The 22,581-nt window shown below is 68.3% G+C and carries 20 protein-coding genes, 2 rRNA genes and 2 pseudogenes (1 of these 24 running past the window's edge); 7 read left to right on the plus strand and 17 right to left on the minus strand.

Going from position 1 to position 22,581, the window contains the following annotated elements; all coding sequences use genetic code 11:
- Positions 1-17: 17 nt before the first annotated feature.
- From AB8619_RS08955 to AB8619_RS08990, 8 genes and pseudogenes are all read right to left on the minus strand, one after another.
- The gene (locus tag AB8619_RS08955) at positions 18-1,100 is read right to left on the minus strand and encodes a glycosyltransferase family 4 protein (protein WP_436796123.1); all 1,083 of its coding nucleotides are present in this window, start codon (positions 1,098-1,100) and stop codon (positions 18-20) included.
- A complete protein-coding gene (murJ, locus tag AB8619_RS08960; RefSeq protein WP_436796124.1) occupies positions 1,097-2,725 on the minus strand; it encodes a murein biosynthesis integral membrane protein MurJ in 1,629 nt (542 codons plus the stop codon). The genes AB8619_RS08955 and murJ overlap by 4 nt, the downstream gene beginning before the upstream one ends.
- Positions 2,722-3,792 (minus strand): copper transporter, encoded by a 1,071-nt coding sequence (locus AB8619_RS08965; RefSeq protein WP_436796125.1) that lies wholly within the window; start codon positions 3,790-3,792, stop codon positions 2,722-2,724. Before AB8619_RS08965 ends, murJ begins: the two co-directional genes overlap by 4 nt.
- Entirely contained in the window at positions 3,789-4,934 is a 1,146-nt protein-coding gene (gene steA / locus AB8619_RS08970; protein WP_436796126.1) for a putative cytokinetic ring protein SteA, read from the minus strand. Before steA ends, AB8619_RS08965 begins: the two co-directional genes overlap by 4 nt.
- The gene (gene recN, locus AB8619_RS08975) at positions 4,931-6,520 is read right to left on the minus strand and encodes a DNA repair protein RecN (RefSeq protein ID WP_436796127.1); all 1,590 of its coding nucleotides are present in this window, start codon (positions 6,518-6,520) and stop codon (positions 4,931-4,933) included. The genes steA and recN overlap by 4 nt, the downstream gene beginning before the upstream one ends.
- A complete protein-coding gene (locus tag AB8619_RS08980; protein ID WP_436796128.1) occupies positions 6,517-7,377 on the minus strand; it encodes an NAD(+)/NADH kinase in 861 nt (286 codons plus the stop codon). The genes recN and AB8619_RS08980 overlap by 4 nt, the downstream gene beginning before the upstream one ends.
- Positions 7,377-8,177: pseudogene (locus AB8619_RS08985) on the minus strand (TlyA family RNA methyltransferase); the annotation flags it as partial. The pseudogene AB8619_RS08985 and the gene AB8619_RS08980, both read right to left, overlap by 1 nt.
- Before the next feature lie 34 nt (positions 8,178-8,211).
- The gene (locus AB8619_RS08990) at positions 8,212-8,643 is read right to left on the minus strand and encodes a phasin family protein (RefSeq protein ID WP_436796129.1); all 432 of its coding nucleotides are present in this window, start codon (positions 8,641-8,643) and stop codon (positions 8,212-8,214) included.
- 83 nt (positions 8,644-8,726) lie between these two features.
- Between AB8619_RS08990 and AB8619_RS08995 the strand changes: the two genes are divergently transcribed.
- On the plus strand, positions 8,727-9,578 hold the full coding sequence (locus AB8619_RS08995; RefSeq protein WP_436796130.1) for a rhomboid family intramembrane serine protease: 852 nt from the start codon (positions 8,727-8,729) through the stop codon (positions 9,576-9,578).
- 24 nt (positions 9,579-9,602) lie between these two features.
- On the opposite strand, the gene AB8619_RS09000 is transcribed toward AB8619_RS08995, so the two are convergent.
- Complete coding sequence (locus AB8619_RS09000; protein ID WP_436796131.1) at positions 9,603-10,403, minus strand: HAD-IIA family hydrolase; 801 nt, start codon at positions 10,401-10,403, stop codon at positions 9,603-9,605.
- A gap of 93 nt (positions 10,404-10,496) precedes the next feature.
- Between AB8619_RS09000 and AB8619_RS09005 the strand changes: the two are divergent.
- Together AB8619_RS09005 and AB8619_RS09010 are read left to right on the plus strand one after the other, a co-directional pair.
- Positions 10,497-10,880, plus strand: a pseudogene (locus AB8619_RS09005) (DUF1015 family protein); the annotation flags it as partial.
- A gap of 16 nt (positions 10,881-10,896) precedes the next feature.
- Complete coding sequence (locus tag AB8619_RS09010) at positions 10,897-11,685, plus strand: DUF1015 family protein (protein WP_436796132.1); 789 nt, start codon at positions 10,897-10,899, stop codon at positions 11,683-11,685.
- A 3-nt stretch (positions 11,686-11,688) separates the two neighbouring features.
- Here AB8619_RS09010 and AB8619_RS09015 read toward each other — a convergent pair whose 3' ends face one another.
- Entirely contained in the window at positions 11,689-12,618 is a 930-nt protein-coding gene (locus AB8619_RS09015) for an LLM class F420-dependent oxidoreductase (RefSeq protein WP_436796133.1), read from the minus strand.
- 41 nt (positions 12,619-12,659) lie between these two features.
- Between AB8619_RS09015 and AB8619_RS09020 the strand changes: the two genes are divergently transcribed.
- Entirely contained in the window at positions 12,660-13,379 is a 720-nt protein-coding gene (locus AB8619_RS09020) for an MOSC domain-containing protein (RefSeq protein WP_436796134.1), read from the plus strand.
- Positions 13,380-13,382: 3 nt separating this feature from the next.
- Here AB8619_RS09020 and AB8619_RS09025 read toward each other — a convergent pair whose 3' ends face one another.
- Both AB8619_RS09025 and AB8619_RS09030 read right to left on the minus strand, forming a co-directional pair.
- A complete protein-coding gene (locus AB8619_RS09025) occupies positions 13,383-14,402 on the minus strand; it encodes a 2-oxoacid:ferredoxin oxidoreductase subunit beta (protein WP_436796135.1) in 1,020 nt (339 codons plus the stop codon).
- On the minus strand, positions 14,399-16,288 hold the full coding sequence (locus AB8619_RS09030) for a 2-oxoacid:acceptor oxidoreductase subunit alpha (RefSeq protein WP_436796136.1): 1,890 nt from the start codon (positions 16,286-16,288) through the stop codon (positions 14,399-14,401). Before AB8619_RS09030 ends, AB8619_RS09025 begins: the two co-directional genes overlap by 4 nt.
- Positions 16,289-16,374: 86 nt before the next feature.
- On the opposite strand from AB8619_RS09030, the gene AB8619_RS09035 reads away from it, so the two are divergent.
- From AB8619_RS09035 to AB8619_RS09045, 3 genes are read left to right on the plus strand one after another with little or no spacing between them, the layout of a single operon-like run.
- Positions 16,375-17,154, plus strand: a complete 780-nt coding sequence (locus AB8619_RS09035; RefSeq protein ID WP_436796137.1) for an ABC transporter permease — start codon at positions 16,375-16,377, stop codon at positions 17,152-17,154.
- Positions 17,147-17,968: an ABC transporter permease gene (locus tag AB8619_RS09040; RefSeq protein ID WP_436796138.1), complete on the plus strand. Its 822-nt coding sequence runs from the start codon at positions 17,147-17,149 to the stop codon at positions 17,966-17,968. Before AB8619_RS09035 ends, AB8619_RS09040 begins: the two co-directional genes overlap by 8 nt.
- Positions 17,965-18,909 carry an ABC transporter ATP-binding protein gene (locus tag AB8619_RS09045; RefSeq protein ID WP_436796139.1) on the plus strand — a complete coding sequence of 315 codons (945 nt, stop codon included), beginning with the start codon at positions 17,965-17,967 and terminating at the stop codon, positions 18,907-18,909. The genes AB8619_RS09040 and AB8619_RS09045 overlap by 4 nt, the downstream gene beginning before the upstream one ends.
- Here AB8619_RS09045 and AB8619_RS09050 read toward each other — a convergent pair.
- The 5 genes from AB8619_RS09050 to AB8619_RS09070 all read right to left on the minus strand — a co-directional run.
- The gene (locus tag AB8619_RS09050; RefSeq protein ID WP_436796140.1) at positions 18,902-19,789 is read right to left on the minus strand and encodes a fructose bisphosphate aldolase; all 888 of its coding nucleotides are present in this window, start codon (positions 19,787-19,789) and stop codon (positions 18,902-18,904) included. The genes AB8619_RS09045 and AB8619_RS09050 overlap by 8 nt on opposite strands.
- Before the next feature lie 80 nt (positions 19,790-19,869).
- Positions 19,870-20,274 carry a hypothetical protein gene (locus tag AB8619_RS09055; protein WP_436796141.1) on the minus strand — a complete coding sequence of 135 codons (405 nt, stop codon included), beginning with the start codon at positions 20,272-20,274 and terminating at the stop codon, positions 19,870-19,872.
- 114 nt (positions 20,275-20,388) lie between these two features.
- Positions 20,389-21,441 carry a tetratricopeptide repeat protein gene (locus AB8619_RS09060; protein ID WP_436796142.1) on the minus strand — a complete coding sequence of 351 codons (1,053 nt, stop codon included), beginning with the start codon at positions 21,439-21,441 and terminating at the stop codon, positions 20,389-20,391.
- A 116-nt stretch (positions 21,442-21,557) separates the two neighbouring features.
- Positions 21,558-21,674 (minus strand): 5S ribosomal RNA (rrf, locus tag AB8619_RS09065).
- Between the two features lie 106 nt (positions 21,675-21,780).
- Positions 21,781-22,581 (minus strand): 23S ribosomal RNA (locus AB8619_RS09070) (it continues 2,272 nt past the right edge of the window).

Genomic DNA, 22,581 nt, shown 5'->3' on the forward strand with positions numbered 1-22,581 from the left:
ATGCGTGTCGGGGGCGATCAACCTGCACGACCCGACACCTCCCGGTAGAGGGCTTCGACCCGCGCCGCGAGCGTCGCCGGCGACAGTTCGCTCCGAGGTGGAGCGCCGACGACATCGGACCGGTCGCCTGCCTCGAGGACCTCATGCACCGCGGCGGCGAGAGCAGGAGCATCGCCGACCGGGACCACCTCGCCGGCGGTCCCGTCGATCACCGTCCGGGCGAGACCGACGTCGGTCGACACCATCGGACGGCCCAGTGCTGCCGCCTCGAGGAGGACGAGCGGACCGGACTCCCACCGCGACGTGATGACGACGACGTCGGCTGCTGCCAACTCGCTGTCGACGTCGCGTCGACCCGGCTCGAGGTGGACGACCTCCGCGAGGCCACGCGACGCCACCGATCGTTCGAGCTCGGATCGGAGCTGGCCGTCACCGAACACGAACCACCGCAGGCCCGGGCGATCTCGCACCAGGATCTCCGCGGCATCGAGCAGCAGCGGGATGTCCTTCTGCGCAGTGAGCCGCGCCGGCGTCACCACCAGGTCGTCGTCCGGTTGGATGCCGAGCTCGACCCGGACGTCTCCGGGCGAACGCCTGGGGTCCGGTGGTGGTCCCGCTGGCGGGATCACTCGGATGCGGTCAGCGCCACCGAGTCCGGCGAAGCGGTCGGCCACACCGTCCGAGATGGCGATCGTGGCCGCGACGCGAGCCGGCAGGCGTCCTTCGAGCCAGCGCAGGACCGTTGCACTGCGCCCGGCGACCTCGTCGAGCACGAGGTTGTGCACACTCAGCACGACCGGCGGCCCGTTGCGCAGCGAGGCAGCCAGGAGTCCCGCCTTCAGACCGTGCGCATGGATCAGGTCGTGATCGCCGGCGACGGCCTGGAGTGCACGACGAGCGCGCCACGTCCCGCCCGGCTGGTTGCGGGTCGGGATCGGGACCACACGATCGAGGTCGTCGAGCACGCCGTCGGGACCTGCCGTCTCGACCGACCAGCCGTTGTCGCGCAACCTCGACGTGAGGTATGCGACGTGGCGACGGATCCCCCCGGTCGAGGGGCCCAACAGCTGGAGGACCGATCCGGACCGTTCGGTGCTCAACGGACGGCTCCCGCGCCACGCCCGGGTCGGAGGAGTTCGACGAGCGACGTGGGCCGCGGTCCCCCGAGGAGCGACTGGACGGCCAGGTGCACACCGAGGCCGATGGCCGACAGCACGACGAGTTCGGCCGCCGCCCCGATCCGACTTGACGCGTCGACCTGCGCGGCCAGACCGACCAGCACCACGGTCGCGGCAGCGACCGCGATCAACTGCCGGCGGAGCACCGGGACGAGATCGGTGGACGATCCACGTGCCGCAACCCGCCGGGCGACGAGGACCATGAGGACGATGGCACCCAGCAGGTAGGTGATCGAGTGCGACCAGGCGAGCGCCGGGACCACGTCACTGCCCTCGAGGACGACACCCGAGACGAGCATGCACGCCGCACCGATGGCCACGACCCCACCGTGGACCAGGGCCGGCGTCCGCGTGTCGTCCATCGCGTAGGCCATGCGGGTCAGGAAGTAGAAGAGCGAGTAGCCGACGAGACCAGGAGCGAAGCCGGCGACCACGTCGGCGGTCAGCGCGGCGCCGGCGGCGTCGACGTTGCCGAAACGAGCGAGCCGTGAGATCGGCTCCGACAGCGCCCAGAGCGCCGCTCCAGCCGGGAGGACGAAGAGCATGATCGCCGACACACCGCGACGGACGGTGCCGGCGAGGGCGTCCCAGTCCTCCGAATGCACCTGTCGTGAGGCGGTCGGGAACAGCGTCGTGAGGACCGGCATGCCGAACAGCGCGTACGGCAGCAGGAAGAAGGTGAAGCCGACCTGGTAGGCGACCACACCACCTTCGACCCGGTTGGCGAGGATCAGGACGACACCCAGGAGGACCTGGGTCATCGCGAGGTACAGGGCCGCCCAACCGCCCTGCCGTGCGAGGGTGCGCAGCGCGGGATCGCTGCGATCGAGGTTGGGGCGGAAGCGGAAGCCGGTACGCCACGCCCCCACCACGGGAACCGTGCAGAACGCGAGGACACCGAAGGTCGTTCCTCCGGCGAGCACCGCGATCTCGAGCGCGCTCAGGTCGAGCGACGGGTCGGCGCCGTCGCGCAGGAGCCAGAACGCGATGTAGGCACCACACACCACGACGTTGTTGACCGCCGGAGCGATCGCGGGCATCGCGAACCGACCGCGAGCGTGGAGCACCGCCGTGGCGATGATGCCCAGGTCGTAGATCACGACCTGGGGCAGGAAGATCCACAGGAACGTCGTGCCCAGACGGATCTGGTCGTCACGCACCGCGGCGTCGTCGACGCCCGACACGAGCAACGCCATGATCAACGGGGCGAGGACCATCCCCACCAGCGCGAGACCACCGAGGGCGATCGACGTGTAGCCGAGCACCGATCCGGCGAGGCGCTGCGCTCCGGCGTCGTCGGACCGATCGAGTCGCTGCACCAGCGCGGGCACGAGGACCGCCTGGAGTGCACCGGCGGCGAAGAGCTCGAACACGATGTTCGGGATCGTGTTGGCCGATTGATACGTGTTGCCCAGGAACGTGGTGCCCAACACCGCCGCCACGACCACCACGCGGGCGAACCCGGTGAGTCGGCTGACCGCGATCAGCAGGGTCTGCGTGGCCGTCGAACGAGCGAGGGTCCGACGCTCGTCGACGGGAGCGTTCACGGGGTTCGAACCGCGGGCAGCAGCTGTGACGCGCTCTCGTCGAGGCCGTAATGGCCGACGATTCCCTCTCCCAGGTCTGCGAGCGCCAGCACCATGGCTGCGTAGCCCTCGAAGTGCTCGAGCGAGTCGACCGTCGACACCAGCTCACGCAGCGACTCGTTCTGGCGCAGGACGAACACGGCGTCGCTGACGCCGCCGTCGCCCTCCATGACCGAACCGACCACGGCCAGGACCGGGGTGTCGGTCGCACGGCCCATTCGCTCCACCAGCGGCTCGATGACGAGGTCGTCGGGGACGTCGGGCGAACCCGCGGCGATCAACAAGCGGGTCCCGTGGGGCAGGCCGGGGGTCTCGGGGCCTCCCGGCACCGCTTCGAACTCGATGAATCCGGCCTCGACGAGGGCGTCGACGAGGGCGACACGGTCGGAGTCCGGATCGCCCTGCGTCGTCTCGTCGCTGGCGACCGTGGTCGTGGTCTCGTCGACGACCGTGGTGTCGTCCGTCGGGGTCTCTTCCTCGGCTGCCGGTTCGACGGTGTCGTCGTCGACGACGTCTTCGCCGAGCAACTCCCGGGAGCGGAGTTCGCCACCCAGTGCGTCGATGGCGGTCCGGCGCAGACGTGACGGGTCGATCGAGTCCTCCTCGAGCAGTTCGGCCAGGTCGTTGACCTCGCCCTCGTCGTCGAGCCTCCAACGCTCCGTGAACCACCACAGGCCCTGGACGTCGGCGCCGGCGACCACGAGGTTCTGCACGGCGGCCTGCACGTCGGCCTCCTCCACGCCTCGGGCCGACAACACCACGGTGGGGACGCCGTCGAGCCGTCCGGCGAGCAGGGCCGTCGCTTCCTCGTCGATGGCGGCATTGCGGTCACTCTCGGCGTCGACCTGGTCCTGGAGGTCGGCGATGCGCTTCTCTCGGTCACCGAGGCGCGTCTGCAGGTTGTCGAGCTGCGCGTCGAAGTTGTCGACCGTGGCCCGGTCGAGGAACGTCGAACCGAGCGTCAACCCGATGCCGATGGCGAGGAAGACCGCCGTGAGCGAGACGATGTGATAGCGGAGGTTGATCATGAGGTGAGCGAGACCCAGTACAGACGGATGAGGAGGCGGATCGGCTCACTGACGAGCACGATGACCACCATGGTGAAGATCGCCGCGAGGACCATGAAGACGAGGTCACGGGAGCGGACGGTCGAGCGATAGAGGCGGCTGACGCCCTTGGCGTCGACCAACAACGGACCGACCTTGAGGCGCACGAGGAAGGTCGAGGCCATCCCGGCCCGACCCTTGTCGAGGAACTCGACCATCGAGTTGTGCGTCCCGACGGCCACGATCAGCTCGCACCCCTTCTCGTAGGCCAGGAGCATGGCGATGTCCTCGCTGGTCCCCTCGGAGCCGTAGACCTCGTAGTCGAGGCCCATCTCCTCGAGACGCTCACCTCCGGGGGCCCGACCGTCGCGGTAGCCGTGCACGACGAGATGGGCGCCGCTGCGCAGCGCCTTCTCGGACACCGAGTCGAAGTCACCGATGATCAGGTCCGGAGTGTGCCCGATCTCGATCAGCGCGTCCGCGCCGCCGTCGACGCCGATGAGGATGGGTCGCTGCTCGCGGATGTAGCCGCTGCGGCGGAGGATCTGGAGATCCTCCTTGTACCCGATGCCACGGACGACGATCAGGACATGGCGGCCCCGGAAGTCGAGGCCGGCGACCTCGGGCACGATCGGCTCGTCGACGAGCAGATGACCCTCGGCCTGGATGTAGCTGAGGGTGTTCTCGGCGAAACGCTCGAGCTCGGCGCCCATGCTCGACTTGGCGATCTCGATGCCGGCGAGGAGGTTCTCGGTGCTCTCTCGGACCCCTGAGGCGACCTCGACGCCGTCGACGGAGATCCGGCCGCCGTCGATGGTGATCTCGGCGCCCTCGGCGATGTCCATCACGTCGGGCCCGGCGGCGTCGATCAGCGGGATGCCCGCCTCGGTCAGCGCCAGCGGGCCGACGTTCGGGTAGCGACCGGAGAGCGACGCCGCGGCGTTGACGACCGCCAGGGGGCGTGCCGACACGAGCGTCTCGGCCGCCACACGGTCGAGATCCTCGTGGTTGATGATGGCGACGTCGGAGGGTCCGAGCCGGTTGACGAGCGCCTTGGTGCGGCGGTCGACCTTGGCCACACCGACCAGGACCGATTCCTGGGGCACCGCGGGTTGTTGGCTCATACGGTCCTCCCGGCAGCCTCGGCGAGCAGTTCGACCGCGTGCTCTCTTCCGACCTCGGAACCTGGTTGGCCCGAGAGCATGCGCGCGATCTCCTCCACTCTTGCATCGTCGTCGAGCGGAACCGTCATGGCCTCGGTCGCCTCGCCGTCGGTGCGCTTGGTCACGGAGATCTGTTGCTGGGCGAACGCTGCGACCTGGGGCAGGTGCGTCACGACCAGGATCTGATGACGATCCGACAGCGCGCGCAACGATCGTGCGACGGCCCACGCCGCCTCGCCGCCGATCCCGGCATCGACCTCGTCGAAGACGAGCGACGGTGGGCCGGCGGTGAGCTCGAGCCGCAACGCCAGCGTGGCCCGGGACAACTCGCCGCCGGAGGCCACCTTGGCCATCGGTTGCGGGCTCGATCCGGGGTTCGCCGCGAGCAGGAGGCTGACCTCGTCGGCAGGATCGTCGCCTCGGACGTCGACCTCGACGAGCGCGTTGGGCATCGCCAGCTGACGCAACCGTTCCTGGACCCCACCTGCGAGGGTAGGTGCCGCGGCGCGGCGAGCCTTGGCCACCACGGCAGCCGCCGCACGTTCCGCCTTCTCGGCTTCGATCCGCATGGCATCGAGTTCGGCCGCCCGCTCGTCGTGTGACTCGAGTTCGTCGAGCCGCTCGCGCACCCGGTCGCGTTCCTCGATGACCTCACGGAGGTCCTCGCCGTACTTGCGTCGGAGCTCGGCGAGGAGTTGCCGACGTCGGCGGATCTCGTCGAGGCGCTCGGGGTCGTCGGCGATGGTCTCGGCGATCGCACGGATGTCGTGCGCTGCTTCGCTCAGCTCGGCAGCGGCCGCCCGCAGCCGACCGAGCGCCTCGGCGAACGGCGGTCGATCGACCAGGCCGCCGAGCACCGACTGGAGCTGATCGTGCACCCCGTCGTCCCCCACCAGCGCATCCGATGTCCGCTCGGCCACCTCGTGGTGGGAAACCGCGTCGGCCAGCAGGTCTTCCTCGGCATCGAGGAGGACGTCCTCCTCCGGATCGTCGAGCCGAGCCGACTCGAGCTCGTCGAGTTGGTATCGCAGCAGATCGAGTTCACGCGCTCTCGTGCGTTCGTCGCCCCCGAGCTCGGCCAGCGCTACCTCGATCTCCTTGATGCGGGCACGCGCCTTGCGCAACGCCGAGAGGTCGACGCCACCGAAGCGGTCGAGCGCCGATCGCTGCTCGGATGGACGGAGCAGTTGTTGATGCGCGTGTTGTCCATGGAGCTCGATGAGACCGGCACCGTGTTCGGCCAGCTCCGCGGCACTCACCGGACGACCGTTGACGTAGGCGCGGCTCCGTCCTTCGGCCGGGACGACTCGGGACAGGATCATCTCCGAACCGTCCTCGGCGACGAACCGTCCGTCGATGGTCGCCTCGGAGGCGCCGGGCCGGACGACCGAGGCGTCGGCACGGGCGCCGAGCAGCAACTGGATGGCACCGACGACGAGCGACTTGCCCGCACCGGTCTCCCCCGTCAGCGCGGTGAAGCCCGGACCGAGCACCAGCCGGGCATCGGAGAAGACACCGAGGTCACGGACCACGAGTTCGGCGATCATCGATCGGAGAGCCCGAACTTGTTCTTCAGGATCGCCAGGAAGTCGTGGTCGCCGAAGGTCACCAGCCGCGCCGTGCGATTGCTGGCCGTACAGCGCATTGCGTGCCCGGGCTCGAGGGTCACCAGGTTCCGGCCGTCGATCGAGATGGTGGCGGGCCGATGTCCGGTCACCTCGATCCGCAACGACGCGAACGGGTCGAGCACCATGCTCCGGTCGAAGAGCATGTGGGGCGACACGGGCGTCACCACGAGACAACGGTGACGGGGCGAGACGATCGGCCCCCGAGCCGAGAACGAGTACGCGGTCGAGCCGGTCGGGGTGGCGACGATGAGGCCGTCCGCTGCATAGGTCGTGAAGTACTCGCCGTCGACGCTCACCGCGAGGCGCACGGTGTGCCCCGACGGGGTCTTCTCGATCACGGCCTCGTTCAGCGCCACGAAGTCCCGTGCACCCTCGTCGCCCGTCGGTCCGTCGATCTCGACCGAGAGCATCATGCGCTCCTCGATCTCGTAGGCCCCGGACAGGAACCGCTTCACGGCCATGCGGGCGCCGTCGGGGTCCACCTCGGTGAGGTAACCCAGTTGTCCGACGTTGACGCCGATGACCGGCACGCCGTCCTCGCCGACCAGGTCGATGGTCCGCAACATGGTGCCGTCGCCGCCGAAACTCACGGCGACATCGAGGCCGGGCCCGAACGCCTCCTCACCGATGCCGAGGTCGTCCAGACCGACCCTGGTGGCGTCGGCCATCGGCAGGCGCACCTCGTGGCCCCGATCGGTGAGCCATCGAGCAATGTCGGCGGCCACCTCGAACGCGGCGTCGCGTTCTTCGTGGACCACGAGCCCGGCGATCACCATCAGCGTTCTCCCGGATCGACCGCGGCCACGACCGCGTCGAGGTCCACGACCGGCACCGCGGCGGGGGCGTGGAGCGTCGACGGATCGGATTTCACGGCGTGGACCAGGAACTCGGCGTTGCCCTCGGCGCCGCGGAGGGGGGAGACCATGACGTCCATGATGGCCGTTCCAGCTGCTTCGATGGCGCCACAGGCCTCGCCGAGCACCCGCCGCCACACCTCGGGGTCCCGCACGACGCCGCGCCCCTTCGAGACCTCGTCACGAGTGGCCTCGAACTGCGGTTTCACCAGCACCACGATGTCGCCGCCGGCAGGTACGGCTCCGACGAGCACCTCGGCCAGACGGCTGGTCGAGATGAACGACAGGTCGGCGACGACCACATCGACCGGACCACCGAGCACCTCCGGCGTGATCGATCGGATGTCGGTCTGCTCCCGAGAGTCGACGCGATCGTCGGCGCGGATCCGCTCATGGAGTTGGTTGCGGCCGACATCGACGGCGATCACGTGCGCGGCACCCGACTGCAGGAGCGCGTCGGTGAAACCGCCCGTCGACGAGCCAGCGTCGAGGCAGCGTCGGTCGACGACGTCCACGGCGAAACGCTCCAGTGCCGCAGCGAGCTTCTCGCCGCCTCGGCTCACGAACCGGGCGGGCGGCTTCACGATCACGACCGGTTCGTGCGCTCCCACCAGGCGCGAGGCCTTGGTGGCTGGTGCGCCACCGACCAGCACACGGCCTTCGGTGATCAGCGTCTGGGCGTGTCGAGGACTGTCAGAGAGGCCGCGACGATGGAGTTCGACGTCGAGGCGACGACGGGTAGCCGTGACCGGCTCCTCAGCTCGCGGACTTCTTGGCGGCCCTCTTGGCCGCGCTGGTCTTCTTCGCTCCGGCCTTCTTGGCGGGCTTGCGTGCGGCCGCCTTCTCGGCGACGGCCTTCTTGGCCGGCTTGCGTGCGGCCGCCTTCTTGGTGCCGGCCTTCTTCGGGGCGGCGGCGAGCTTCTGCTCGAGGCGTGCGATGTCGTCCTTCGTGGCCAGTCCGAGACCGGCGATCTGGTCGCGGACCTCTTTGCGGACCACCTCGAGGAACTTGTCGGTGTTGGTGCGCGAGCGCTCGACCAACTGGTTCACGAGCTCTTCGGCCCGCTGTGTCTGGACCTCACCCGCCTTCACCAGGTCCTTCACGATCGCTTCGGCACACGTCTGCGTCATCTGGGTGAACGCCATGCCAGCGTCGAGGTAGCGCTTGATGAGGGGGTTCTGGGCCATTCCCCCAGCGTACGACCGATCTCGCGCGCTAGCGAAAAGTTAGCAACCCGCCGACCGGCCAGGTCTCCCCTACGCTTCGCCGCGTGTTTCCCCTGGCCGACGTGAACCCGACCCGGCGCCTGCCCGTGGTCACGATCATCGTGATGGTCGCCTGCGTCGGGGTGTGGTTCGGCTGGCAGCAGGAACCCCAGCGCAGCGACCTCGACGACTTCGTGTTCAACGTCGAGCACGCGGCGATCCCCTGCGAGTTGACCCAGGGTCGCCCGCTGACCGGTCAGGAACTGACCGCGGCGTTCGGCACCAACGGCGGCGACCTGGAGTCGTGTGGTGTGGGCAGCCCCGAGTCACCACCGGCGGTGCCCGGGAAGTCGGTGTGGCTGGCCGCGCTGGCGTCGATGTTCTTCCACGGCGGGTGGCTGCACATCGGCGGGAACCTGCTGTACCTGTGGATCTTCGGGAACAACATCGAGGACCACGTCGGACGCATCCGCTTCCTGGTCTTCTATCTCGTGGCCGGCCTCGTCGCGACCGCCGTGCACGTCGGTCTGCAACCGGACTCGGTCGTGCCCGTGGTCGGCGCCTCGGGAGCCATCGCCGGCGTGATGGGCGCCTACCTGATCTGGTTCCCGAGCGCGCCGGTACGCACGCTCCTCGTGCTCGGATTCCCGTTCCTGGTGACCATCCAGGCTCGGTGGATCCTGGGCTTCTGGTTCGTCCTGCAGTTCTTCACGAGCCCCAACTCGGGCGTCGCCTGGGGCGCTCACGTCGGAGGATTCGTCTTCGGGGCGCTCGTCGGTGTCGCGGTCCGGATGTCGGGGCCGATCCGGCACGCCTCCTGGAAGGGCGACTATCGCGACCAGATGGACACTCGTTGGGACCCGACCGGCGGCGCCGGCGACATCCACGAGTACCGACGGTGGACGCCCGGTCGCTGACCGAACCCTGCCGAACTCGACGTCTCAGGCGTCGGGGGCCGACGGCTGTGACGTCGAGTTCGTGGTGTGGTGTGGGGAGACACCGGACAGGACGAGATCCACGATGGTTGCGAGGTCGTTGCCGACACACCACGGCTCCGGGTCGACCGGGAGGTCTGCTTCGGTCGTGATGCCCGACATCGCCAGGCAGAACCGGTATCCGAGGGCACCGGCGAAGAGCCCATCGGTGTTCGGGCGATCCCCCACCATGTAGCCATCGTCGCCGAGGCGCGCCCGGATCAGATCGGCCATCGGCTGCTCGGGCTTGCCGGCGACGACGGGCTCCATACCGCTCGCCGCTGCGAGCGCAGCGGCGATGGTGCCGGCACCCGGTTCGGGCCCGTCCGGCGTGGGGAAGGTCACGTCGCCGTTCGTCTGCACCCAACGGGCACCGTTGCGGATCGCCGTCGAGGCATCGCGCAGGTGTGCGTAGGTCAGTTCGCGGTCGAGCCCGCTGATCACCGCGTCATAGGGGCGCTCGGTCACGATGACCGCACCGCGACGCTCGACCTCTTCGCGGAGCCCAGGACCGCCGACCACCAGGACGCGCTCACCGGCGTCGAGCAGCGACGCACCCGCCTGCGCGGCGGTCACCACACTCCCCACCGCCGGGATCCCCATCGCTTCGAGCTTGGCCTCCTGGTCGGCGACCCGGGCGTACGCGTTGTTGGTCGCGAACACGACGGTCTCCCCTGCGGCTCGTAGCCGGTGGACGGCATCCGCCGACCCGGGGATCGGTTCGGCTCCCAGCCACAGCACACCGTCGAGATCGAGGACCCAGGGCACACGGCCATCGTGGCACCGGCTCGCGGGGCGCCCAACATCATCGTCACCCCGGATCGGTTCGGAGGGTGGGCCCTGGTCTGTCACGATGTTCCCGTGCCTCGCTTCGAGCCCTTCCGCGGCCTCCGCTACGACCGGTCCCGGTCGCTCGCCGAGGTCACCGCCCCGCCCTACGACGTGATCGACGACCGTCAGCGCGCACAGTTGGCGACGGAGCCGATGAACGCGGTCCGCATCGACCTCCCCGTCGACGAGAACGGCAAGGACCGGTACGAGGTCGCGTGCCACCTCCTCCACGAATGGCAGGACGAAGGCGTGCTCGTCACCGACGACACGCCGACGTTCACCGTGTACCGGATGACGTTCACCGACGAGGCCGGGCGAATCCGCCAGACCACCGGGGTCATCGGTGCACTCGAGCTGTGGCATCCCGACGCCGGCGAGATCCTGCCCCACGAGCAGACGACGAAGAAGGCCAAGTCGGACCGACTCGAACATGCTGCGGTCGTGCCGAGCGAACCTGTCGGCCATCTGGGGCCTGTCCCTGGCATCCGGGCTGACCGACCTGTTGCCGACCGACGACGAGCCAGACGACGAGTGGACCGACCCCGATGGCGTCCAGCACACCGTGTGGACCGTCACCGACGCCGAGCGCAACGGCCGGATCGCCGCCCTCGTCCTCGCATCGCCCGTGGTCATCGCCGACGGCCACCATCGCTACGAGACCTCACTGCAGTACCGGGACGAGCGTCGCGTGTCCGACGGTCCGGGGACCCCCGCCGATCTGACCATGTGTTACGTCGTCGAGCTGGTCGAGGACGAGCTCACGGTGCAGCCCATCCACCGCCTCCTGAGCGGGTTCCCCGACGGCACCGACCTCCCGGGCCTCCTCGACAGCAGGTTCGAGGTCACCGCACGCGAGCCGTTCGGCCCCGACGCCGTCGACCAGTTGGTCGCCGCCGGTGGGCTCGGCCTCGTCACCCCGGCCGGCTCGTTCGTGTGCGTTCCCCGCGACGGCGCCTTCGGTCCGGAGGTCGACCTCGACACGGTGCGCCTCGTCGAAGCGCTCGCCGAACTCCCCCCGCACGAGATCCGCTACCAGCACGGCGTCGCGAACGTGACCGAGGCCGTCGCGACCGGAGACGCCCAGGCTGCGGTGCTCATGCGCCCAGCGACGGTGCCTCAGATCCAGGCCATCGCGCACGGCGGCGACCGCATGCCGCCGAAGACCACGTTCTTCGCTCCGAAGCCGGCCACCGGGATCGTGTTCCGCTCGCTCGACTGAGCGTCACACCGCGGTGCGCACCTCGGACCCGATGAGCGCGATGTGGTCGAGGTCGTCGAGATCGAGGATCTGGAGATAGACGCGCGAGGCCCCGGCTTCTCGCCACTCCTCCAGCCGTTCGACCGCCTCGGCGGGAGTACCGCACAACCCGTTCTCACGTAGCTCGTCGACCTCGCGTCCGATGGCTGCTGCTCGGCGACCGATCTCGGCCTCGTCCGCGCCGACACAGGCCACGAGCGCTGCGGAGTACGTCAGGTCGTCGGGGTCGCGATCGATGGCCCGACACGCATCCGCCACCTTGCCCACCTGGTGCACGAAGAAGTCCTTCGGGGAGAAGGGCAGGTTGAACTCGGATGCGAACTTCGCCGCCAGTCGCGGGGTCTTCTTCTGGCCCCCACCGCCGATGATGATCGGTGGACCACCGGCCTGGTGGGGCTTGGGCAGCGCCGGCGAGTCGACGACGGTGTAGTGGTCGCCGGCGAACGAGAAGGTCTCTGCGACCGGAGTCCGCCACAGCCCGGTCAGGATCTCCAACTGCTCCTCGAGGATCTCGAACCGTTCGGCCACCGGCGGGAACGGGATGCCGTACGCCGTGTGCTCGTCGTCGTACCAACCGGTACCGATCCCGACGTCGACACGACCGTTCGACATCTGGTCGACCTGGGCGATGCCGATGGCCAGCGGACCCGGGAGCCGGAACGTCGCTGCGGTCACCAGGGTGCCGAGCCGGATCGTCTCGGTCTCCCGCGCCAGTGCTCCGAGGGTGATCCAGGCGTCGGTCGGACCGGGGTCGCCGGAGACATCGCCCATCTTGAGGAAGTGGTCCGAGCGGAAGAAGGCCGAGAAGCCTGCGGCCTCGGTGGCCTTTGCGGCGGCGAGGATCGAGTCGTAGCTCGCGCCCTGTTGGGGTTCGGTGAAGATTCGGAGGTCCACGAGGCGGAACCTACCCGGGACCTGCATGCCACGATGGCCGGGTGGACGGATCGATGACCGTGACCCAACTCTGGCGGTATCCGGTGAAGTCGATGGCGGGCGAGGCGCTCGATCAGACCGAGGTCTCCGACCTCGGCATCGACGGTGACCGACAGTGGGGCCTGGTCGACACCGACACCGGTCTCGTCCTCACCGCACGACGGGTCCCCGACCTGCTCCTTGCCAGTCCGGTCGCGTCCGGCGACACCGTCGCGATCCGTCTTCCCGACGGCACCATCACCGACGACGACGCCACGTTGTCCGCGTGGCTCGGACGCTCGGTCGCCCTCCGCAGACCCGAACCCGACGAACGAGGTTTCTACGAGATCGCCGAGGACGACGACGACCCGTCCAGCGACTGGATCCAGTGGCACGGGCCGAAGGGCGTGTGGCACGACTCGACCCGCACTCGGCTCTCGATCGTCGACGAGTCGGCGATGGGGCACTGGGATGTCCGGCGCTTCCGCCCCAACGTCGTGGTGAGCGGAGGCGACGAGCGGACGCTCGTCGACACCGACGTCGCGATCGGCTCGGTACGACTCCGGGTCATGAAGGAGATCGACCGCTGCGTCATCGTGACCCGTCCGCAGCCAGGACTCGATCGCGACCGATCGGTGCTCACGTCCGTGCACCGCGATCGGTCCGGGAACCTCGGTGTCGGTGCCGTCGTACGTCGACCCGGTCGCATCGCCATCGGCGACACGATCGAGGTCCTTCGCTGAGCGCTACTCCACGTCCCACGTCGCTCCGGACCGCAACAACGCATGCAGGTCACCGGGTCCCTTGTCGGCCTGCGCCGCGGCGAGTTGCTGGTTGACGCCATCGCCGTACTCCGGACGCTCGACGTCCCGGAAGATGCCGACCGGCGTCGGTTCGTACGGCCCCTGCGCCAGCCGGGACAGCATGAATGCGATCGACGGATCGTCGCGGGTCTCGTCATGCACCAGCAACGCGTCCTCGCCGACATCGGCGACGTCGGCCAGCCGGAGACCACCGCGGTCGAGCACGACGCCACGCTCGCGCTCGGCACCGAAGCGGATCTGCTCGCCGTGGCGGAGCGGGATGAGCATCGAGTCGCGTGCGTCCTTCGCCGTGATCTGCCCGAAGGCCCCGTCGTTGAAGACGTTGCAGTTCTGGTAGATCTCGATGATCGACGCGCCCTTGTGGGCGTGGGCCCGCTTGAACATCTCGATCATGTGCGCGCGGTCCATGTCGTGGGTGCGAGCCACGAACGTCGCTTCTGCCCCCAGCGCGACCGAGACCGGGTTGAAGGGCCGGTCGATCGACCCGAACGGCGTCGACTTGGTGACCTTGCCGACCTCCGACGTCGGCGAGTACTGGCCCTTGGTCAGGCCATAGATCTGGTTGTTGAACAACAGGATCGTGATGTTGATGTTGCGGCGCAGTGCATGGATGAGGTGGTTGCCGCCGATCGACAACGCGTCGCCGTCGCCGGACACCACGAACACGTGGAGGTCGGGCCGGGCCATGGCCAGGCCGGTCGCGATCGCCGGTGCCCGACCGTGGATCGAGTGCATCCCGTAGGTGTTCATGTAGTACGGGAAGCGAGCTGCGCAGCCGATCCCGGACACGAAAGCAACCTCCTCACGCCGCAGTCCCATGTCGGGAAGCGCGAGCTGGATGGCAGCGAGGATCGAGTAGTCACCGCAGCCCGGACACCACCGGACCTCCTGGTCGGACATCCAGTCCTTGCGGGTCGTCTCCGGCACGTCGATGGTGCTCATGCGTTCTCCCCCATGTGGTCGAGGATGGCCGATTCGATCTCACTGGCGGTGAAGGGGAGGCCCTTCACCTTCGACACCGGTCGGGCGTCGACGAGGAACTCGGCTCGGAGCACCTTCGACAGTTGCCCGAGGTTCATCTCGGGGACGAGGAAGCGCTCGAACCCGGCGAGCAGCTCTCCCAAGTTGGGCGGCAGCGGATTGAGATGCCGGAGGTGGATCCGGGCCACGGCGAGCCCGCGATCGCGTACCCGGTCGATGCCGCCGGAGATCGCGCCCCACGTCGAGCCCCAACCGACGACGACGAGGTCGGCATCGGCGTCGCCCTCGACGACGGCCGGCGGGATGTCGCGGGCGATCGCGTCGATCTTCGCCTGACGCAGATGCGTCATCCGCTCGTGGTTCTCGGGGCTGTAGCTCACGTTGCCGGTTCCGTCGGCCTTCTCGAGGCCGCCCACCCGGTGTTCGAGTCCGGGTGTACCGGGCAGCGCCCACGACCGTGCGAGAGTCTCGGGGTCACGGACGTAGGGGTGGTGCACCGCCTCGCCACCGGGGTTCTCCCCGTTGGGTTCGGTGGCGAACTCGGTCGAGATGTCGGGGAGCGTGTCGACGTCCGGGAGTTTCCAGGGCTCGGCACCGTTGGCGAGATAGCCGTCGGACAACAGGAACACGGGGGTCCGGTACTTCAGCGCGATCCGACAGGCCTCGATCGCGTCCTCGAAGCAACCTGCTGGTGTCGATGCTGCGACGATCGGCATCGGCGACTCGCCGTGGCGGCCGTAGAGGGCCATCATCAGGTCGGACGCCTCGGTCTTGGTCGGCAAACCGGTGGAGGGCCCGCCCCGTTGGATGTCGACGACCACCAGCGGGAGTTCGAGGCTGACGGCGAGGCCGATCGTCTCGCCCTTCAACGCCACACCGGGGCCCGAAGTGGTCGTGATCGCCAGGTGACCGCCGAACGCGGCGCCGAGCGCGGCGCCGACACCGGCGATCTCGTCCTCGGCCTGCATGGTCCGGACACCGAAGTTCTTGTGCTTCGAGAGCTCGTGGAGGATGTCCGACGCCGGCGTGATCGGATAGCTGCCGAGGAACAGCGGCATGTCCGCGAGCTGCGACGCCGCCACCAGACCCCAGGCCAGGGCCACGTTGCCCGTGATGTTGGTGTAGGTGCCGGGTTCATGCGCCGCCGGCTCGATCTCGTAGGCGTGGTCGAAGAGCTCTGCGGTCTCACCGAATGCGTGACCGGCCTTGAACGCCGCCGTGTTGGCGTCGACGACCTGCGGATCCTTGGCGAACTTCTGCTTGATCCAGTCGAGCGTGGGTTCGGCCGGACGCGTGTACATCCACGAGACCAGCCCGAGGGCGAAGAAGTTCTTCGATCGCTCGGCGTCACGCGGCTTGACCCCCAGGTGCTCGACCGCCTTCTTGGTGAGGTCCGTCATCGGGATCTCGTAGACCTTGTAGCCGTCGAGCGTGCCGTCGTGGAGCGGATCGGTGTCGTAGCCGGCCTTGGTGATGTTCCGCTCGGTGAAGGCGTCAGTGTTGATGATCACCGAGCCGCCGTTCTCGAGACGGTGGAGATCGCTGTTCAGCGCCGCGGGGTTCATCGCCACCAGGACGTTCGGGGCGTCGCCGGGTGTGGTGATGTCGTGATCCGAGATGTGGACCTGGAATGCCGACACTCCGGCGATCGTGCCCGCCGGCGCGCGGATCTCCGCCGGGAAGTCCGGAAGCGTCGCGAGGTCGTTGCCGAAGAGCGCCGACGCGCTGGTGAAGCGATCACCCGTCAGCTGCATGCCGTCGCCGGAGTCGCCGGCGAATCGAATGATCACGCGATCGATCGATTCGGCCGGTCGTGCGGCGGGTTGGTCCTGGACGGTGTCGCTCACGGTTTCCCCCCGGTGAGACGTCGTTGTCTTCGATCAGCAACCTAGCGGCGCCCGCTCGGGTGCTGGCTCACTACCCTCGCTCGGTCGTGGGGTCGACATGGGCGTTGTTCCGAGCTGGCCTCCGACACCAGACGTCGTATCGCTTCGCCATGGTCTCGGGCCTGGTCACCAACACGTTCTTCGGCCTCGTACGCACGGCCGTGTTCCTCGCCGTCTACCGCACTCGGGACGAGGTCGCCGGCCTCGATCTCGCCGACGCGATCACCTACGTCTGGTTGCTCCAGGCGGTCTTCGCGGTCACGTGGTCGCCCTGGCTCCGCGAACTGCCGACCAGCATCCGGTCGGGCGAGTGGACGGCGGAGCTCCTCCGCCCCGGATCGGTCCTGGGACGCCATCTGGCCTACGACTCCGGTCGCACGGCATCGCTCCTGATCTTCCGCGCCCCGATCCCCCTCGCCTTCGCGGCGGTGGCGTTCGACCTCCGCCTCCCGACGACACCGCCCGGGATCGCCGCGCTCGCGCTGAGTCTCGTGCTCGCCGCATTCGCTGCCGTCTGCCTCCGGTTCCTTCTCGGATCGGTCGCGTTCTGGACCGCGGACTTCCGGGGCATCCACTCGCTCGTCTTCGGACCCGTCTACCTGCTCTCCGGCTTCGTGATCCCCGCCGAGTTCTTCCCGGGCGCGCTCAGGATGCTCTCGACGATCGGGCCGCTGGCACCCCTGCTGCGCTCCCCCGTCGCCGTCGCCGGCGGCCGGGAGATCCTTGCAGCCATCGCCGTCCAGGTGGTGTGGATCGGGCTCTACCTGCTCGCCTGTCGATCGGTGTTGACCCGAGCGACGCAGCGGATGGTGGTGTTCGGTGGCTGAGCGACCACGTCGACCTCGGTCCATGGTCGGCCACCTCGTCGCGGCCACCGCCCGGTCGTTCTCCGCGACCGGACGCATGGCGGTGCTGCAGACCGCCGGAGCCGCACTGCTCGTCGTCTGCGAGGCGGTCGGGGCGTTGATCCTCCTCGACCGCTTCGGCGGCATCGGCGGATGGACCGCCTCGGAGGTCCTCCTCCTGTTCGGTCTCGCCGATGCCGGTCTCGGACTCGGCATGCTCGCCGCCGACCCGTTGGAGCCGCCGACGTTCTCCCAACTCCTCCGCGACGGGCGATTCGACCAGGTGCTGACCCGTCCGATCTCGCCGTTGTTGTTCGTCGTGGCGACCGACATCCAGATCCGGTACCTCGGACGTTTCGCCGCGGGATGGGTGATCGCCACCATCGCGCTGGTCACCAGTGGCGCCGCGGTGTCGATCGCCGCGGTGGCCCTCATGGTCCTCGCCACCGTGGCGATGGCGGTCACCGTGGCCGCGCTCCTCGTCATCGGCGCGTCGATCACGATGTTCACGATCGAGGGGACCGAGGTGCTCAACGCATTCACCTATGGAGGGGCGACGATGGCCGGTTGGCCGCTGCAGATCTACTCCGGAGCGCTGCGGGCGGTCTTCGTGTGGGCCGTTCCCGTCGGCGTCAGCGTGTACGTGCCGACGCTGTGGATCCTGGGCCGCGATGGTCCGTCGGGCGCCGGCCGGTGGATGCTGCCCCTCGTCCCACTCCTGGTCGCAGCGTTCTGCGGCGCGGCGGCATTGTCGTGGCGGGTCGGGCTGCGGCGCTACACCGGGGTCGGCGCATGATCCACGTCGACGGGCTGTCCAAGACCTTCGGCACCCGAGCACAGGCGCTCGACGCCGTCCACGAGGTGAGCTTCGAGATCGAGGCCGGAGCGTTCGTCGGCTACGCCGGGCCCAACGGTGCCGGGAAGTCGACCACGGTCAAGATGCTCACCGGCGTCCTCGTACCCAGCGCCGGGACGGCGACGGTTGCCGGCCTCGTCCCCTGGAAGGACCGACGCCGACTGAACGAACGCACCGGCGTGGTCTTCGGTCAGCGGACGCAGTTGTGGTGGGACCTCCCCCTCGCCGACTCCTACGACCTGATCCACCGGCTCTACCGCACGGGCCCGGACGACCACCGGCGCGAGCTGTCGATGCTCGTCGAGACACTGGGCCTCGGGTCGTTCCTCGACCGGCCGGTCCGCAGTCTCTCGCTCGGCCAACGGATGCGGGCCGAGCTGGCAGCGGCGGTGCTCCCCCGCCCCGAGGTCCTGTTCCTCGACGAACCGACGATCGGCCTCGACGTCGAGGCCAAGGCGGCCGTGCGCGACTTCCTCGAGGCCGTCAACCGGGACCGGGGGACGACGATCCTCCTCACCACGCACGACACCGACGACATCGTCCGACTCTGCGAACGGCTCCTCATCATCGACCACGGCCGGATCATCTCCGATGGCAGCGTCGACGCACTCCGTGAACGCTTCGGCGACGACCGGCGCCTGGTCGTCGACCTGGTGGACGACGTCGTGTTGCAGGTCGAGGGCGCGCGCGTCGATCGCGCCGACGGACGGCGACGCTGGCTGTCGTTCTCGACCGCCGACGTCGCCGCTCCGGAGATGGTCGCCCGTGTACTCCGGGCGGCGGACGTCCGCGATCTGACGCTCGAGCCGCCGGACCTCGAAGACGTGATCCGGCGTATCTATCGAGGCGACGGCGCCGACGGCGCCGGACCGATCAGGTGATCGACGCCCGGTAGATCGACTCGATCGACTCGTCGAGCACGGCGTCGAACTCGGCATCGCTCTGCTGGGCGCTCAGTCCCTGGGTCAACGCCCGCGAGAAGCTGGCGATCACACCGTTGTTCCGCGCCAACCGGTCGTTGGCCTCGTCACGCTCGTAGCCACCGCTGAGCGCGACCACACCGACGACGTTCGGATGGGCGGCGACGTCGGCGTACAGGTTGTCCTGCTCGGGGAGAGTGAGCTTCAACATCACCTTGTCGTCCGGGCCGAGAGCGCCCAGACGCTCGATGATGCCGTCGTGGAGGATCTGCTCGGCTTCCGCCTTCGACGGGCTGTGGATGTCGACCTCGGGCTCGAGGATCGGCACCAGGCCCTTGGCCACGATCTGCGCGCCGACGGCGAACTGCTGGTCGAGGACGGCGTCGATGCCGGCCTTGTCGGCGACCTTGACCACCGAGCGCATCTTGGTGCCGAAGATCCCCTTCTCGACCGCACGGTCGAGCAGCGCGTCGAGGTCGGGCATGGGCTTCATCACCTGCGCGCCGTCGGCCTCGTCGGCCAGACCCTTGTCGACCTTGAGGAACGGCACGACGTTCTTGACCTCCCAGAGGTAGGTCGCACTCGGCTTGCCCTCGACCTCGCGGTCCATGGTCATCTCGAACAGGATCGCGCCGAGCACCCGCTCGCCGGTGAACGCGCTGCTGGTCATGATCCGGGAGCGCATCTCGTGGATGCGATCGAACATCTCGCTCTCGTTCGAATAGCCGTCCTCGCCGACGCCGTACAGGCCGAGCGCCTTCGGCGTGCTGCCGCCGCTCTGGTCGAGGGCGGCGATGAAGCCTTGCCCACTCTTGACCTTGTCGAACTGCTCGCTGTGCATCTGTCGGGGCTCCAGTGGAATCGATTCGTCAGGAGGGGCCATCTTGTCGGACGGGACCAGCAGGAGTCCACGTACGGACCTCAGGATCCAGCGACCTGTTCCAGCGCCAGCGAGAGTGCAGCCTGCGCCCGCCTCGTCGCTCCCTCCCGCGACACCGACGCGGCCACGATCTCGGTCGACGAGCGCGTCGCTCCACCCGCTCGATAGAAGCGGCGACGCACGCGACCGGTGACGACGACGCGGTCGCCGGCCTGGAGCGCCGGCGGGCGCGGCGGGTCGTACCACACCACCGGCGCCGTGTCGGTGCCGTCGGCGTGTCTGCTGGTCACCTCGTAGCGGACCAGCACCGAGCCCGAGGCCAGGTCGGTCGTCACAGGATCGCTGCTGAGCGTTCCGGTGACCACGGTGACGGCGACGTCCGTCCCGACGGCATCCGCCGCTCGGATTCCGGTGACTTCCTCGGCAGGTGCGGGGTGGATGGGCATGCGACTTCCTCTCGGTCGGCGCGGCGTACCGCCGCGTCGCAGAAGGGGGAAGTCGATTCCGACGCTACGCCGACGGAGTGACAGGAACTCCGACAGGAGCCCGTCCCCCACCCATCAGAGCTGACGGAGCCGGTCGCGGACGTCGAAGAACTCGGGATCGTTGGCGACCACGGCCTCGAACTGACGACGTGCGGCCTGCGACTCGCCGGCCCGGTCGTACAGGTCGCCCAAGGCGTAGCGCATACGGAGGTGGTGGTCCTTGAGGGTCTTGGAGCCGAGCGATCCGGACTCGAGGACCTTGATCGCCTCGGCGACCTTGCCCTGGTCGGCCAGCGAGCCGGCGTAGACGATCCGACCCTCGGCGATGGTGGCAGCGTCGGGAGACGCCTCACCGAGCTCCTCCCAGAGACGCTCGACGGTCGGATGCTGGCCGAGCGCCCGATGGCAGTCGGCCAGGACGGGGTGTTGATCGGTCGAGTCGGTGCGACGAGCGAACTCGGTGAGTTCGGTGATGGCCAGACGCCACCGCCCGAGTCGATACAGCGTCAGACCGTTGAGCTCACGGATCGCCGGTTCGTCCGGCACGAGTTCGGCCAGTGGCTTCAGGATCTTGCGGGCGTCGTCGAGCCGTTCCTCTGCGAACGCCTCGGTGGCGTCGGCGAGTTGGCCGACCACCCGATTCGCCTTGGTCTGGCCGAGCATGCGCACCAGACGATCGCGATCGATCTCCAGGGCTCCCTGGACCCGGTTCGTCGTCCGCCCGCGCTTTCGCTTGGCGTTGCGGCCCGAGCCACCGCCCTTCGACGGTGCACGCTTCCCGCGCTTGTCGTCGCTCGAGCCTCGTCCACCGGAGGGACGCCCACTCGACGATCCACGTCGCACGGCTTCGCCGGCCGCCTTGCGCACCGGGCCCTCGTCGACCCACTGCTCGCCGGTCCGGGAGTCACTGGTCGACGCGTCGTCGCCGCTGGGCCGCCGGGCGCGTTCGCGCTCGTTGGGCTCGGAGTCGACGTCGAACGTCCGGCGACGGCCCTTGATGGGCTCGCGTGGACCTTCGGGGCGCGGACGCTGCTTCTCGCTGGGCTCCCAGCTGCGGCTGTCACGGCCCTTGTCGTCGCGCCGGCGGTCGTCGCGCCGGCGATTGGTGTTTCCGGGGCGACCAGGCATCTGGACGAGGCTACCGGCGCCGCCCCGTAACCGACGAAGGCGGCTCGAGGACCTTGGCCCTGAACTCGCCCCAGAACGACGAAGAGCCCCTGCAAATGCAGGGGCTCTTCGTGAGAAACCGGCGGCGACCTACTCTCCCAGGGGGTCTCCCCCCAAGTACCATCGGCGCGAGCGGGCTTAACTTCCGTGTTCGGGAAGGGAACGGGTGTATCTCCGCTGCTATCACCACCGAGACTTTGCTTCTCACCTTGAGAGAAGTCTCAGATCTTCAATTGTCAAAGAACCCGACACCGATGGCGTCGAACCCTTGAGATTTCCATAGCGAGCACGAACATGAATAAATCCAAGCCCTCGGCCGATTAGTACCGGTCAGCTGAACACATTGCTGTGCTTACACTTCCGGCCTATCAACGTGGTGGTCTACCACGGGCCTTACCAGGTTAACCCTGTGAGAAGCCTCATCTTGGAATGGGTTTCGCGCTTAGATGCCTTCAGCGCTTATCCCGTCCGCAGGTCGCTAACCAGCCGTGCCCTTGGCAGGACAACTGGCACACGAGAGCTGCGTCCATCCCGGTCCTCTCGTACTAGGGACAGATTTCCTCAAGCTTCTTCCGGCTGCAGAGGATAGGGACCGAACTGTCTCACGACGTTCTAAACCCAGCTCGCGTACCGCTTTAATGGGCGAACAGCCCAACCCTTGGGACCTGCTTCAGCCCCAGGATGCGATGAGCCGACATCGAGGTGCCAAACCTTCCCGTCGATATGGACTCTTGGGGAAGATGAGCCTGTTATCCCCGGGGTACCTTTTATCCGTTGATCGACGGCGCTTCCACACGCCACCGCCGGGTCACTATGTCCGACTTTCGTCCCTGTTCGACTTGTCAGTCTCACAGTCAAGCTCCCTTGTGCCATTGCACTCGACGACTGATTGCCAACCAGTCTGAGGGAACCTTTGAGCGCCTCCGTTACACTTTAGGAGGCGACCGCCCCAGTCAAACTACCCACCTGACACTGTTCCCCATCCCGTTGAGGGACGTGGGTTAGAGCTCAGACATACGAAGGGTGGTATTTCAACGATGACTCCACACTGGCTGGCGCCAATGCTTCCAAGTCTCCCACCTATCCTACACAACGCAAATC

Source organism: Actinospongiicola halichondriae (assembly GCF_049103745.1).
Taxonomy (GTDB): Bacteria; Actinomycetota; Acidimicrobiia; order Acidimicrobiales; family Salinilacustritrichaceae; genus Salinilacustrithrix; species Salinilacustrithrix halichondriae.

Coding starts and splice junctions, on each gene's coding strand:
- AB8619_RS08965 (WP_436796125.1), bottom strand. CDS start 3,792: ATGATCAACCTCCGCTATCACATCGTCTCGCTCACGGCGGTCTTCCTC.
- steA (WP_436796126.1), bottom strand. CDS start 4,934: ATGAGCCAACAACCCGCGGTGCCCCAGGAATCGGTCCTGGTCGGTGTG.
- recN (WP_436796127.1), bottom strand. CDS start 6,520: ATGATCGCCGAACTCGTGGTCCGTGACCTCGGTGTCTTCTCCGATGCC.
- AB8619_RS08980 (WP_436796128.1), bottom strand. CDS start 7,377: ATGGTGATCGCCGGGCTCGTGGTCCACGAAGAACGCGACGCCGCGTTC.
- AB8619_RS08990 (WP_436796129.1), bottom strand. CDS start 8,643: ATGGCCCAGAACCCCCTCATCAAGCGCTACCTCGACGCTGGCATGGCG.
- AB8619_RS09010 (WP_436796132.1), top strand. CDS start 10,897: ATGCTGCGGTCGTGCCGAGCGAACCTGTCGGCCATCTGGGGCCTGTCC.
- AB8619_RS09025 (WP_436796135.1), bottom strand. CDS start 14,402: ATGAGCACCATCGACGTGCCGGAGACGACCCGCAAGGACTGGATGTCC.
- AB8619_RS09045 (WP_436796139.1), top strand. CDS start 17,965: ATGATCCACGTCGACGGGCTGTCCAAGACCTTCGGCACCCGAGCACAG.
- AB8619_RS09050 (WP_436796140.1), bottom strand. CDS start 19,789: ATGCACAGCGAGCAGTTCGACAAGGTCAAGAGTGGGCAAGGCTTCATC.
- AB8619_RS09055 (WP_436796141.1), bottom strand. CDS start 20,274: ATGCCCATCCACCCCGCACCTGCCGAGGAAGTCACCGGAATCCGAGCG.
- AB8619_RS09060 (WP_436796142.1), bottom strand. CDS start 21,441: ATGCCTGGTCGCCCCGGAAACACCAATCGCCGGCGCGACGACCGCCGG.